Source organism: Micrococcus sp. LASM2_SD2 (assembly GCF_057364565.1).
The window spans coordinates 1-13,096 of sequence record NZ_JBNFOB010000035.1 but is presented as its reverse complement, the minus strand read 5'-3'; the positions used below and the strand labels follow the sequence as shown (position 1 = coordinate 13,096).

Sequence of the window (13,096 nt, the reverse complement as noted above, 5' to 3'; positions counted from 1 at the left end):
CAGCCGGCGCCGGGGCGACCGCCGTGGCCGGAGGAACAGCCGCAGCCGGAGCCGCCAAGAAGGAGCGTGCTAACGCACGGGACGCAGAGGGCCGCAGTGACGGACGCCGGGAGACGGAGGACTCCGGCCGGGACCGGTCCCCGGGGGACCGCTCCGGCGCCCACGACGGGCCCGTCGCCGGCGACCGCCGCGCGACCCAGGACGAACGCACCCCGCATCACACCGACCGGGCGGACCGCACCGATCAGGCGGGCCGCCCCGGATCGAAGGCCGCTGCGGGCGCAGGTGCCACAGCCGGGTCCCGCAGCCGCGGGTGCTGCCGGCAGCCGCAATGGCGGACCGGGCGACCCGCAGGATCCGCGGAACCGTGCTGATCGCGACGAACGCGACCGGAAGAAGGGCGGGGCCGGCTGGCTGGTCGCCCTGCTGCTGGTCCTGCTGCTCGCCGTCGCCCTGATCGCCGGCTTCTTCCTGCTGAACGGCAACCGCGACTCCGTGCCGGACGACAACCAGGCCACCGCAACCCCCACCGAATCCACGGAGCCCAGCGACGACGGCGCCTCGCCCTCCGAGGACGCCTCGGCCTCGCCGTCAGAGGACGCTGCCGCACCGGCCGAGCCCGCCGCACTGGTGGACATCTACCGTCAGGTGCCGGACAACCCGCCGCTGGAGTCCCAGCACGACGGCCAGCTGCCGAACATCATCGACGGAGACCCGGAGACCTTCTGGCAGAGCTACTCCTACAAGCGCCCCAACTTCGGCGGCTACACCCGGAGCATGAACTTCGTGGTGGAGCTGGAGGAGGCCCGTGACATCTCGACCGTGACCGTGGAGTCCGTGGCCAGCTCCGACGGCCAGCTCGCCGTCGGCGTGGCCAGCGAGGACAGCCTCACGGACCTGCGACGCGGCGGCGAGGGAACGTTCGTGGACGGCAAGGCCGAGGTGGACATCACGGACGAGCAGGGCGATGCCAAGTACGTCGTCGTGACCGTCACCGAGCTGCCGCAGCTGGCCCTGGACAACAGCCAGTACGCCTACGGCCTGCGGCTCTCCGAGATCACCGTCGACTGACCCGCCCATCCACCGACGCCGCCAGGCCGAGGAGGGGGCCGTCGTCGTCCCCGACCTCGGCCCGGAATACCGGGCCCGCCGGACCCGTTGACCAGACACGTGAGCCTCGCATGCCGCAGGACGGCCGGCGGGGCGGCCCGCACCGACAGACACCCCTGGAGGAACCCGTGACCGACACCCCCTCGACCGACACGGTGCGCAACGTCGCCGTCATCGGCTCCGGCCCCGCCGGCTACACCGCCGCCATCTACACCGCGCGGGCCCACCTGGAGCCCGTGCTCGTGGCCGGCGCCGTCACCGCCGGCGGCGAGCTGATGAACACCACCGAGGTGGAGAACTACCCGGGCTTCGCCGAGGGCATCATGGGCCCCGAGCTCATGGCCGCCATGGAGGGCCAGGCCCGCCGCTTCGACACCGAGATCGTCTTCGACGACGTCACCGCGGCCGACCTGACGTCGAATCCGAAGGTCCTCACCCTCGGCGACGGCTCCCGGATCGAGGCCCACGCCGTGATCCTCACCACCGGCTCCGCCTACAGGAAGCTCGGCGTGGAGGGCGAGGACCGCCTGTCCGGCCACGGCGTCAGCTGGTGCGCCACGTGTGACGGCTTCTTCTTCCGCGACCAGGAGATCGCCGTCGTCGGCGGTGGCGACTCCGCCATGGAGGAGGCCCTGTTCCTCACCAAGTTCGCCTCCAAGGTCCACGTGCTGGTCCGCAAGGACGAGCTGCGCGCCTCGAAGATCATGGGCCGGCGCGCCATGGACAACGAGAAGATCGAGTTCCACTGGAACACGAAGGTCGCCGAGATCCGCGGCGAGGACAAGCTCTCCTCGCTGCTGCTCGAGGACACGGTGTCTGGGGAGCAGCGTGAGCTGGCCGCCACCGGCCTGTTCATCGCCATCGGCCACGATCCGCGCACTGACCTGGTGCAGGGGCAGCTGGAGCTCACCGAGCACGGCACCATCCGGATCGAGCACCCCTCCTCCCGCACGAGCGTCCCGGGCGTCTTCGCCGCCGGCGACGTCACCGACCACACCTACCGCCAGGCCATCACCGCCGCCGGTTCCGGCTGCGTGGCCGCGCAGGACGTGGAGCACTACCTCGCCGACGTCCTGGACGTAGACGAGGCAGCTCCCGCCGGCCCCGAGTCCGACGCCAACCCCGCCTGAGAACGCCTCCGAGGGGCCGAGCCCCCTGTGGAGGACAGAATCGAATCCGTAAGGAGACACCCATGAGCACCATCAACGTCACCGACGCCGACTTCCAGGAGAAGGTCCTGGACTCCGAGCTGCCCGTCCTCGTGGACTTCTGGGCCGAGTGGTGCGGTCCGTGCCGCATGCTGGGCCCGGTCCTGGACGAGATCGCCGCCGAGCATGAGGGCAAGGTCGTCGTCGCCAAGGTCAACGTGGACGACTCCCCGGCCACGGCCGCCCAGTTCGGCGTCACCTCGATCCCGCTCGTGGTGGGGTTCAAGGACGGCCAGAAGGTCAAGGAGTCCGTCGGCGCCAAGCCGAAGCAGGCCCTGGTGGAGGAGTTCTCCGAGCTGCTCGGCTGATCCCACCATGATGGGATGTCATGGGTGTATCCCCTGACAGACCTGAGTCAGCGAAGGCCGTCTTCCCTGTCTGGGAAGGCGGCCTTCGTCATGCGTGCAGGGAAACAAACTGGTCAGCGGACAAAACGTAAGGACCGTTCGGAATGACACTAATGTCTTTCCGAACGGTCCTCTCAGTCGATGGGGGCCGTGGGGGTGCGGCAACCCGTAAGGTCACCCCCGACGACGGCCCGTCACCCGGCCGGGTCGGCTCACTGCTGCTCGTCGACCCCGTTGATCAGCTCCATGATCCGGTTGAGGTCCTCGACGGAGGCGAAGTCGATGGCGATCTTGCCCTTACGCTTGCCCAGCGTGATCTTGACCTGGGTGTCCAGGCGGGAAGTGAGCGCGGTGGCGAAGTAGTCCAGGCGCTCATGCCGGGTCGGCTCGTTCCGACGGCGCGTGGCCGGAGCCGCCTGGCGGACGCCCTGGGCGAGTGCGACGGCCTCCTCCGTGGCCCGCACCGAGAGCCCCTCGGACACGATGCGCTGGGCGAGGCGCTCCATCTCCGCCGGGTCCGTCAGTCCCAACAGGGCACGGGCATGGCCGGCGGAGAGGGTGTTGTTCGCGACGCGGCGCTGCACCAGCGGCGGAAGCTTCATCAGACGCAGGGTGTTGGAGATCTGTGGCCGCGAACGGCCGATGCGCTGCGAGAGCTCCTCCTGCGTGCACTGGAAGTCGTCCATCAGCTGCTGATAGGCGGCCGCCTCCTCCAGGGGATTCAACTGGGATCGGTGGAGGTTCTCGAGCAGAGCGTCCCGAAGCAGGTCCTCGTCCGGGGTCTGGCGGACGATCGCGGGAATGGTCTCCAACCCGGCCAGCTGAGTGGCACGCCAGCGGCGTTCGCCCATGATCAGCTCGTACGGAGTGGGGCCCTCCACCTCGCGGACCACGACGGGCTGGAGGATGCCCACCTCGGTGATGGACGTGACCAGCTCGTCCATGTGGTCCTCGTCGAAGACCTCGCGTGGCTGGCGCGGATTCGGGTGGATGTCCGTGACCGTGAGCTCCCGGAGGACGGCGATGTCCGTGGACACCGTTCCTGTCTCCTCGGCCTGGGTTGCGGTCTCCGGTCCGCGAGCGGCCTGGTCGGAGGAGCCCTTGTCCGCAGACGAGGTGGCATCCGCTGGCGCTGACGGGGCGGTGTTCTCGGCCTCAGGGCCGGAGGATGCGGCGGCGGTCCGACGGCTGGGAGCGCTGACTGCCGGCATGGAGGGGCGTCCGCGCCGAACCGAGGAGGCACGTGCCGCGCGACCACCTCCTGATACCTCGCTGCTCCGCGTCTCGCGCTTCCCCTCCGCTGACGTGGCTGCGACCTCCGCAGCACCCGTATCCTCGGAGCTGCGGTCCGACGAGAAGAAGACATCGACGGGACGTCCTCGACGCCCGGAGGCGGCCCTGCCGCCGGCGACACCCTCGGCGGCGTTCTCGGCCTTCCCCACACCTCCGGCGGTGGAGGTGGGGTTCGTGGAGGTGGTCTTCGAGCCCAACGACGATGCCTTGCTGGTGGACTTCGGGGCGTGCTTGCCACCGGCGGAGAACCCGGACGAGGGCGTCTTCGCACGGGATGCAGACTTCTCCGTACTTTTGCCGGCCGAAGACGAGGCGACCTTCTTCCCCGCAGTGCCGGTTCCGCTCTTCTCCGTCGGCGTCGCCGTGTCCGCAGAACCCGTGGATCGAGCGGACGATGAGGTCTTCCTGCCCGTGTCTCGGCCCTTGGACGTGGAGGACGCAGTCGACGCGGAAGGCGTCTTCTCGGGCGATGCCTCTGAGCCAGACTCTGCTGCGGCGGCGGCTGCGGAGGTCGTGGTCCTCTTCGCAGGAGCCGACGCAGACTCCGAGGACGCAACCGACTCCATGGTCGGCGACGGAGATGCAGCGGTCTCCTCAGTGTCTGCGGTGCTCTGGATCAGGGCACCGAGGCCTCGTCCCAGGCCTCCTCGGCGGGTCTTCTTCACACGTCCTCCTGAAGCGAACTCGGTCCCGCTCAGTCTAGATGCGTCCCGCACTGTCGTGCTACGGAACGGACGTCTGTTTCACGTGAAACGCCGGTGACGACGTCCTGCATGGCTGCCTCGACCGTCATCCTGGTCCCACCAAGCCGACGTAGTTCGACGTCACAAGTTTCACGTGAAACCCCTGCTCCTACGGGTCCGAGTCTCACCGTCCCTTCGTGCTTGTCTACGTCCACGACAGCTGAAACGTCCGCCGGCAATTGAACACAGCGAGCACTGGAGACAACAGGGCAGAGCCCTCGTAGTGGTGCCGGTATCGGCACGAGCCACATCTCAATACCAACTCAATACACTGGCCGGGAAAGTCCTTACACGACATCTGTACCTGTCAGCGAGAACCAGGCTGGACGGGCATGGGACTACCTTTGAACGATACGAAGCCAAGTGAACGATACGAAGCCGAAAGCCAGGCGGCGTGATGTGTCCGCACCTTCGGTGCCCCGCCTTCCCAACGCATGTCTGCTTGAGTGCCCAGACTCCCAGGCACGTCCGTCACGCTGCTGATCCAAACGTTTTGCCTCCATGCCTGCGTCTTCGCACACAGAGGCAGAAGGATGGATCAACCACGCATCATCAGCCTGGACACCTACACGTCCTCGTCCTCACCTGCGCCCTCCACATCCCGGTGATTCACGTGAAACGCGGTGTCCGTTCGTGTTAGCGTCACCACTGTCGGTGTCAGCGCTGCTCTATGCCGTCCTTCGCGAGAGCTCGATCATGTGCCTCGCCTACCTACTTCATTCTTCTGAGCGTGACTGGTCATGTCTCACGGTTTTGGGTCCACCCAAACATCACGTAGAAGCAACGCCGGCCGCCACACGACCAGCCAAGGACACGTTCCACATCCGTCCTGTCGCCGTCACGCATTCTTGTTCACGTGAAACAAGGGGCGCAGTCGACGGCGCCCAGGACGCGAGTCCGTGCCGCATTCATGCTGTGTCGGCCTGACAGCTATGACCTGTGTCTGCCCGCCTGACATTCGGTGTCGTCAGGTCATATCTGCTTACGTCAACCATCACTCTCTAGGCATCTGTGTATCCCGAGGTGAGCCGTCCTCTCCCGTGTGTCACGGGCACCGGCGCGCACCGAGAACCGCCGCCGACTCGGAAGCTTGGGGCCGGGGGACCGTTTCACGTGAAACGGCGTCCCCAGATGCTCACAGAGGAGCAGCGTGACGAGAGGAGCGGGGTGACATCTGTGGTCCTCTCCGCTCTACCAGTGCCGCCCTGACGCAGATGGCTCCTCCGTGCAATCCCCGGCTCACGCTCTCCGCCGCGATCAGTTTCATCTTGCGCCGAGTCCGTCATACGCATGGTGCGCTCGGCGAAGCTTCAGTGGCGCGCGGAGAGCATCCGTCACCGATCGAGACGTGGCTCAGAGGAGTGGTCACCAGAGCGACCCCTACCTGCTCGTCATGACGTAGCACCATCGGGCATTCCACACTCTCAAGGAGTCCCGTTCCACGTGAAACATCTTGTGAGGTGCATACCAGCTGACTCAAACGGAAGCCTACCTGTCACCGGTTGACACCGCTCGGATGCGGTCCACGCGATGGATGACCTTATGGTCGCCTCATTGCGTTTCTGTTCGTACCTCGCTCTTTTATCAACGTTATGTGTTGATTTTTTGCACAAGTCTGGCAAGGAAGGACCGACCGCGATTCATCAGACACCGAGATAGCCTGATAGGTTCTGGTGCATCACCCAAGGTGACTCTCGGCCTCGAATCACTACCGCTCAATACAGCCAAGGAACGGCCTTCGAGCCCTGGTTCCACGTGAAACACGGCCTCCTCGGTGTCCTCTGGATGCCGTGGCTCTCTGGATGAATACGGCCCTCTCCAGGGCACAGGAATATCCTCAGTGCCCCCCTGCTGTCGATGTGGGAGTGATCAGCATCCTCGCCGAGGGGAGTGGTTCAGTCCTTCCGGACCCTCAGGCCGGCCCCGGGACGCTCCTTCCTCGACCCCGAGAGCCCAGCTTCACCTCCTCCCTGCCCATGGCTCCCGGCCTGGCGGTGGAGCCCGCGCTTCATCCTCTGGCCTGTTTCACGTGAAGCGCTCCCGGCCTGGCGACTCTCAATCTCTGCCCGCACCGCTCACCAGTCATCACCCTGACACAGGGGCGACTCGGACGTAGGCGCACCTCTGATCAGACACGTGCCTCCAGGCGACAAGGTCTATGGATCCACACCCCCACCTCCACGCCCTCCACGACGCATGTGGCATCGCACTCACACCGCCCCCCACCGCCGCTTCTCCTCTTCATCCACAGAAGTTCTCCACATATGCACAAGGCGAGTCCCGAGCACCCGCGAGAATGTATTCTCATGACCAGTTGTCACTGATCAGACGTTGTCCAAGTCGACTCGGTTGTTCTCGTACCTCACCAGGACACTTCCTGCACTGACCCCCGCGAGTATCGCCGAACCCACCGACAAGTACGTTCCCCTGCGCACCCGTGTTCTCCACAAGCCATCACGGGTCCGCTCCCAGCAAGCACTGACTCGAATTCAGCGATACCGACACCTGCCACCCGAGACCTCCACCCCTCCGCGAGGGAGATTCTGCTCCACCCGCTGTGCCCCGCAGCAGGGAAGGGGTGTGACAGCCTGCGAGCCGACAGCGTTCTTCTCCGATTCCTTGTCCACGTCGACCGTCATCCCGTGCGGCGTGCTCCGTCCGTCAGCGGACCACCCGGCACCGTGAATGCAGATTGGCGGCCGGCCGGATCCACACGACCGTGTCCGCCGGGGCATGCCCAGGACACGGACCTCCCACACGTGCAGAGTGCGGATGCGGCACGGCGGATCGTCCGACCCGCGCAGCCTGCCCGGGCCACGGGACCAGGACCCACCAGGGATCGCTCAGCACCCGTATGTCCGGGCGCAGGCTGTCATGGCCTTGCCTCCGCGCCATGATCCGCCGCGCCTCTCCCGGGCACCGTCTGTGCCTCCGTCTGTGTCCCTGTCCCCGTCTCAGAGCCTGATTCCTAGCTCAGGACCCGCCCCGACCCTGGCCTGCCCTCAAACCCCGTCCCTGCCTCTGGCACGTCCAGCCAGCGCCTCGCCGTCCCACGCCCCCCGTATGTCGAGTTCGGTCACGAGGCATGGCCCCTGCTAGCGCGCGGGTCTTCGGCCATCCCCGCCACGGGCGCTCTTCACGCAACGCACGCGGTTTCACGTGAAACGCGAACAGCCCGGACATCCAGTGGATGTCCGGGCTGTTCTCCGTCAGGAAATCAACCTCTGGGGCTTGGGATCAGGCGATCGGCTCGGCGCGCCCGCTTGGCGATCTCCGCCGCCGCCTCACGATACGCCGCGGCGCCCACAGAGGAGGGGTCGTACGTCAACACAGTCTGCTGGTAGCTCGGGGCCTCGGAGATGCGCACATTGCGCGGGATCGCGGTCTGCAGCAGCTCGTCCGGGAAGTGCTCGCGCACCTCCTCGGCCACCTGGACCGCCAGGTTCGTGCGCGAGTCGAACATCGTGAGCAGAATCGTGGTCAGCTGCAGCCTCGGATTCAGATGCTTCTGGATCATCTGCACGTTCTTCAGCAGCTGGGACAGCCCCTCCAGTGCGTAGTACTCGGCCTGGATCGGGATCAGCACCTCCTCCGCGGCGACGAACGCGTTCACGGTCAGCAGCCCGAGCGACGGCGGGCAGTCGATGAACACGTAGTCCAGGCGCTCCTGCCCCTGCTCGTCCCTCCAGGCGAAGTAGCGCTCCAGTGCCTTGGACAACCGCTGTTCGCGTGCCACCAGGGACACGAGCTCGATCTCCGCGCCGGCCAGTTCGATGGTCGCCGGCACCACCTGGAGGTTGTCCACGTCCGGGGCGTCCTGCACCACCTCGTGGATCTGCATCTCGTCCAGGAGCACGTCGTAGACGGACGCCTCCTCGGAGGAGTGGGGGACGTTGAGCGCGGTGGACGCGTTGCCCTGCGGGTCGATGTCGACCACCATCACGCGCATCCCGGCCCGGGCCATCGCCGCGGCGATGTTGACGGTAGTGGTCGTCTTGCCGACGCCGCCCTTCTGGTTGGACGTCGTGAACACGCGGGTGCGGTCGGGCCGGGTGAGGCGCTGGCGCTTCAGCCGGTTCCCGGCCGCGCCCTTCTTCCCGCCCTTGCCGGACCAGCGCTCACGCAGCGCCTTGAACGCACCGGGGCGCTCCTCGTTCTCCTGGGCCATGCGGTTCATCCTCGCCCGGCGCGCGCGCCCTGGACTTCTCGTCTGGGTCCTCCCGACGACGGCCGCTCGGCTCAGCGCCGACCGCGCCGTGGCAGCACGCGCACCACAGTGGTCGGTTCGGGGAGCACATCGTCGCCGACGGTGAGGATCTCCGGTTCGTCACAACTGTACTTGCGCAGCGCCTTCGCGGCGGCGGCGATCTCCGCGGCCGCGCTGCGGCCCTTGATCGCCAGCAGCTCTCCGCGGCCCTTGAGCAGGGGCATCGTCAGCGGCAGCAGGGACTTCAGCGCCGACACCGCACGCGCCGTGACCACGTCCACATCCAGGTTCCCGGCGACCTGCTCCGACCGTCCACGGATGACGTCGACGTTCTCCAGGCCGAGGTCCTCGACGACCATGTCCAGCCAGTCGACACGTCGCTCGAGCGGTTCGATCAGCAGGAACTGGCAGTCCGGCCGCGCCAGCGCCAGGCACAGTCCGGGAAGACCCGCCCCGGATCCCACGTCCGCCACGAGGGCGCCCTCGGGCAGCAGGTCCGCGACGACGGCGCAGTTCAGCACGTGGCGTTCCCACAGCCGAGGCACCTCTCGGGGCCCGATCAGGCCCCATTCGATGCCCGTGGAGGACAGGTGCTCCACGTAGCGTTCGGCCAGGGGGAGGGCCTCTCCGAAGACCTCGTCCGCCGCGGCGCCGAGCTCGCCGGCAGCGGCGGCGCCGGCTGCGCGACGGCCTCGGGCGCCGGCTCCTTGCCGACCTGGGCCTCCGGGGTGCCCGGACGGGGGTCAGCCATCGGCGGAGATCACCACATGACGGCGAGCGCCCTCGCCCTCGGACTCGGAGACGAGGCCGGCGTCGGCCACCACGTCGTGGACGATCTTGCGCTCGTAGGCGCCCATGGGGTCCAGGTGCACCGGGCCCCGGCCGTCCTTGACCTCGGCCACGGCCTCGTCGGCGATCCGGCGCAGCTCGGCGTCGCGGCGGGTGCGGTAGCCGGCCACATCGAGGATGAGCCGGGAACGGTGACCGGTGGAGGCCAGCACGGCCAGCCGCACGAGCTCCTGGAGGGACTCGAGGGTCTTGCCGTTGCGGCCGACCAGGTCCTGCAGGGCGTCGTCGTCCGCGTCCGCGATCACGGACACGTAGGTGCGCCCGTCGCGGACCTCGATGTCGATGTCCCCGTCCAGGTCGGCGATGTCCAGCAGCTCCTCGACGTAGTCGGCCGCGACGTCGCCCTCCTCCTCGAGGCGCTCGACGGCGGAGGCACGCGGACCGGATCCGTCCCGGCCGCCGTCCTGTTCCGCCTGCTGATCGGCCGGCTGCTCCGCGGCACCGTCGACGACGTCGGTCCGCTCGGGCGCCGGGGCCCGACCCTGTTCGACGTTCTCCACGTCAGGGGTGTTCTGCTCGCTCATGGTCACTTCTTCCTGCGGTTCTTGCGCTGGGGCTGCTGACGCTGGCCGGTGCGCACCACACGCTGCGTCTCGGCCTCCTCACGCGCCTTCTGCTCCTGGAGGGCCTTGCCCACGGGCGGCAGGCCCTTGGCCGCGCGGCGCTCGTTGAGCTCGCGCTCGGCGAGGGAGCCCGGGGTCGGGTTGTTGCGGATGATCCACCACTGCTGGCCCACGGCCCACATGTTCGAGTAAGTCCAGTAGAGCAGGACGCCGATCGGGAAGTTGATGCCGCCGATGCCGAAGATCAGGGGCATGCCGTAGAGCATGATCTGCTGCGTCTGGGCCATCGGACCGGACAGCTGAGCGTCGGTCATGTTCTTCGTCATCAGCATCTTCTGCATGTAGAACATGAGGCCGGACATCAGCAGGATCAGGACGATCGCGACGACGATGACGTTGACATTGGTGTTGCCGCCGCCGACGGACCCGAGGAAGGTGTCCGACATCTTGGCGCCGAAGATCTTGGAGCCCTCGAAGGAGCGGATCTGGTCCGCGGACAGGGCGTGCATGCCCTCGCCGGCCTCGGCGGCGCCGCGGGCACCGATGAGGACCTGGTAGAGGGCGAAGAAGAACGGCATCTGCACGAGCAGCGGCAGGCAGGCGGCGAGCGGGTTCGCCTTGTGCTCCTTCATCAGGGCCTGCTGCTCCATGGCCATGGCCTGGCGGGAGAGCTGGTCCTTCTTGCCCTTGTACTTGGCCTGCAGCTTCTGCAGCTCCGGCTGCATGGCCTGCATGGCGCGCTGGGCCTTGATCTGCTTCACGAAGATCGGGATCAGCAGGGTGCGGATCAGGATCACGAGAAGCAGGATGGACAGCGCCCAGGTCCAGCCCGAGTCCGACGGCATGCCGACGAGCTCCAGGACGGTGTGGAAGGCGCCCAGGATCCACGACATCAGCCAGCGGAACGGGAGAAGGATCGCTTCGAAGAAGCCCATGGTGTCAGTCCTCCTGCGGGGGATCTGGTGGGAGGGGAGGGTGGTTCAGGTGGATGATGCGCGGAAGGTCCTCTTCCGCCCAGCATCGGTGCCCGGGGGGCACGGGGTCGATGCCGCCGTCGTTCCAGGGGTGGCAGCGGGCGAGCCGGCGGGCCGTCAGCCACGTCCCCTTCACCGCGCCGTGCACGGTCACGACTCGAGTCCGTAGGCCGAGCAGGTCGGGAAGAAGCGGCAGACGTCCCCGTACAGGGGCGAGATCAGCAGCCGGTAGGCCTTGAGGAGCCAGCCGAGCAGTGTGGACGGGAGCGCCCGCACCCACCCCCACTCGCGAGACGGCTCGAGCACCACGTACGGCGAGAGGGTCTTCGTCCCCCCGGGTCCCATGGTCTGCTCCGTGCTCATGCGGCACCGTCCGCGGTGCACTTGCGCACGGCCTGCCGCAGGGCTCCGGCGAGGTCCTTCTCGAGCGTGGCGTAGTCCGCCTCCGCGGCGGGCGGCAGAGCGCGCACCTGGATGAGCAGGGGCCGTCCCTGGAGGAGCGGCAGCCGCATCTGCTCGGCCATGATGGCGCGCAGCCGGCGCTTCACCCGGTTGCGGACCACTGCGACGCCGACCGCTTTGGACACGACGAACCCGGCCCGCGGGTGCCGAGGACTGCTCGGACCCGCGGACCGGGTGTCGTTCGGGTCGGCCGTCGCGGTGACGACCAGGCTCCGGCGCCCTGCGCGGGCACCGGTGCGCCGGATGTGCTGGAAGTCTGCCGCCGTCCGGACCCGTCGGTCACGAGGCAGCACGACGCTCGCCGGACCGGCTGCGCCGCGCTCAGGCGGACAGCTCGGCGCGACCCTTGCCGCGGCGGGCCGAGAGGATGGCGCGGCCGGCGCGGGTGCGCATGCGGGCACGGAAGCCGTGCTTGCGGGCGCGACGACGGTTGTTGGGCTGGAAAGTGCGCTTGGTCACTGTGATCTCTCCACGTGTTGTGTTGCCGCCGACCGTTGACCTGCGACGCTGCATGCAGGAGGGAAGTCCGGTGCGGGGCTTTGACATGAAATCCCCGGCGGGCACGGCACAGCCGTCCCGGGGGACCCGGCTACTCTAGTCAGCCCCGTCGAACCGGTCAAGCGGAGGGGTGGTCCGCTCCCCGCCGGCTCCCCCGCGCCCCCACCGGCTCCGGGGACTCCGCCGCGCCGCCGGATCCACACCGCCCACAGGCCGGATCCGCACGACGACGGCACCTCGCCTCCGTCTGTCCACAGCACCACCCCGAGTTGTCCACCTTCTGTGCACAACCCTGTGGACAACGACTAGACTCGAGCAGAACGTGCACGGCGGCGGGCACCAAGAGGACCCGACGCCGTGCCTGTCCCTTCCCCTCCAGCCCGGCTCAGCCCGTGCACTGAAAGGACCCCCTGGTGTCTGATCCCGCCGTCTCCGAGTCCTGGTCCCAGGTCACGTCAGCCCTGGAGGAGGACTCCCGCGTCACCCCGCGCCAGATGGGACACGTCTACCTCGCCAGCCCGCAGGGCCTGATCGGCAACACCCTGCTGCTGGCCGTCCCGAACGAGACCACCCGCGAGACCCTGCAGGGTCCGCAGGTGGCCGGCGCGCTCACGGACGCGCTGACCTCCGTGTTCGGCCACGAGGTCCTGCTGGCGATCTCGATCGACTCTTCCCTCAACGCCCCCACGGCGCCGCGTTCCGCGGACTCCGAGTCCGCCCGCGCCCAGCTGCCGGCCGAAGACCTGGACGTGGACGCCCGCCGCCCCCGCCTCCGAACGCCACCCCGCCACCATGAGCCGGCCTCCTCCGGGGGGACACAGGGGGACCAGCTCCCGGCCCGG

Annotated in this window: 11 protein-coding genes and 2 pseudogenes; 5 read left to right on the top strand and 8 right to left on the bottom strand. The window is 68.0% G+C overall.

Annotated elements, in window-relative coordinates; translation table 11 throughout:
* Positions 1 to 285: 285 nt before the first annotated feature.
* The 3 genes from AC2W7A_RS03620 (at position 286) to trxA (ending at position 2,626) form a co-directional block, all read left to right on the top strand.
* Positions 286 to 1,071 (top strand): hypothetical protein, encoded by a 786-nt coding sequence (locus tag AC2W7A_RS03620; protein ID WP_485990162.1) that lies wholly within the window; start codon positions 286 to 288, stop codon positions 1,069 to 1,071.
* A 167-nt stretch (positions 1,072 to 1,238) separates the two neighbouring features.
* Positions 1,239 to 2,240 (top strand): thioredoxin-disulfide reductase, encoded by a 1,002-nt coding sequence (trxB, locus tag AC2W7A_RS03615; protein WP_485990161.1) that lies wholly within the window; start codon positions 1,239 to 1,241, stop codon positions 2,238 to 2,240.
* A 62-nt stretch (positions 2,241 to 2,302) separates the two neighbouring features.
* Entirely contained in the window at positions 2,303 to 2,626 is a 324-nt protein-coding gene (trxA, locus tag AC2W7A_RS03610; RefSeq protein ID WP_485990160.1) for a thioredoxin, read from the top strand.
* A 251-nt stretch (positions 2,627 to 2,877) separates the two neighbouring features.
* On the opposite strand, the gene AC2W7A_RS03605 is transcribed toward trxA, so the two are convergent.
* The gene (locus AC2W7A_RS03605; protein WP_485990159.1) at positions 2,878 to 4,155 is read right to left on the bottom strand and encodes a ParB/RepB/Spo0J family partition protein; all 1,278 of its coding nucleotides are present in this window, start codon (positions 4,153 to 4,155) and stop codon (positions 2,878 to 2,880) included.
* On the opposite strand from AC2W7A_RS03605, the gene AC2W7A_RS03600 reads away from it, so the two are divergent.
* On the top strand, positions 4,133 to 4,720 hold the full coding sequence (locus AC2W7A_RS03600) for a hypothetical protein (protein WP_485990158.1): 588 nt from the start codon (positions 4,133 to 4,135) through the stop codon (positions 4,718 to 4,720). The two genes, AC2W7A_RS03605 and AC2W7A_RS03600, sit on opposite strands and share 23 nt — an antisense overlap.
* Positions 4,721 to 7,918: 3,198 nt before the next feature.
* Here the strand turns inward: AC2W7A_RS03600 and AC2W7A_RS03595 are convergent.
* The 7 genes and pseudogenes from AC2W7A_RS03595 to rpmH form a co-directional block, all read right to left on the bottom strand.
* Positions 7,919 to 8,869 carry a ParA family protein gene (locus tag AC2W7A_RS03595; protein ID WP_485990157.1) on the bottom strand — a complete coding sequence of 317 codons (951 nt, stop codon included), beginning with the start codon at positions 8,867 to 8,869 and terminating at the stop codon, positions 7,919 to 7,921.
* A gap of 71 nt (positions 8,870 to 8,940) precedes the next feature.
* Positions 8,941 to 9,507: a 16S rRNA (guanine(527)-N(7))-methyltransferase RsmG gene (gene rsmG, locus AC2W7A_RS03590; protein ID WP_485990156.1), complete on the bottom strand. Its 567-nt coding sequence runs from the start codon at positions 9,505 to 9,507 to the stop codon at positions 8,941 to 8,943.
* A gap of 144 nt (positions 9,508 to 9,651) precedes the next feature.
* Positions 9,652 to 10,281, bottom strand: coding sequence for a Jag family protein (locus AC2W7A_RS03585; protein WP_485990155.1), 630 nt, complete (start codon positions 10,279 to 10,281; stop codon positions 9,652 to 9,654).
* Between the two features lie 2 nt (positions 10,282 to 10,283).
* The gene (yidC, locus tag AC2W7A_RS03580) at positions 10,284 to 11,255 is read right to left on the bottom strand and encodes a membrane protein insertase YidC (RefSeq protein WP_485990154.1); all 972 of its coding nucleotides are present in this window, start codon (positions 11,253 to 11,255) and stop codon (positions 10,284 to 10,286) included.
* 4 nt (positions 11,256 to 11,259) lie between these two features.
* Positions 11,260 to 11,639 (bottom strand): annotated as a pseudogene (gene yidD / locus AC2W7A_RS03575) (membrane protein insertion efficiency factor YidD).
* Positions 11,640 to 11,653: 14 nt separating this feature from the next.
* Entirely contained in the window at positions 11,654 to 12,049 is a 396-nt protein-coding gene (rnpA, locus tag AC2W7A_RS03570) for a ribonuclease P protein component (RefSeq protein WP_485990153.1), read from the bottom strand.
* Positions 12,050 to 12,077: 28 nt separating this feature from the next.
* Positions 12,078 to 12,215: a 50S ribosomal protein L34 gene (gene rpmH, locus AC2W7A_RS03565; protein ID WP_485990152.1), complete on the bottom strand. Its 138-nt coding sequence runs from the start codon at positions 12,213 to 12,215 to the stop codon at positions 12,078 to 12,080.
* Positions 12,216 to 12,667: 452 nt separating this feature from the next.
* Between rpmH and AC2W7A_RS03560 the strand changes: the two are divergent.
* A pseudogene (locus tag AC2W7A_RS03560) lies at positions 12,668 to 13,096 on the top strand (chromosomal replication initiator protein DnaA); the annotation flags it as partial.

What these genes read in the sequence shown, in the direction of transcription:
- trxA (WP_485990160.1), top strand. Translation starts at nt 2,303, where the DNA reads ATGAGCACCATCAACGTCACCGACGCCGACTTCCAGGAGAAGGTCCTG.
- AC2W7A_RS03595 (WP_485990157.1), bottom strand. Translation starts at nt 8,869, where the DNA reads ATGGCCCAGGAGAACGAGGAGCGCCCCGGTGCGTTCAAGGCGCTGCGT.
- AC2W7A_RS03585 (WP_485990155.1), bottom strand. Translation starts at nt 10,281, where the DNA reads ATGAGCGAGCAGAACACCCCTGACGTGGAGAACGTCGAACAGGGTCGG.
- yidC (WP_485990154.1), bottom strand. Translation starts at nt 11,255, where the DNA reads ATGGGCTTCTTCGAAGCGATCCTTCTCCCGTTCCGCTGGCTGATGTCG.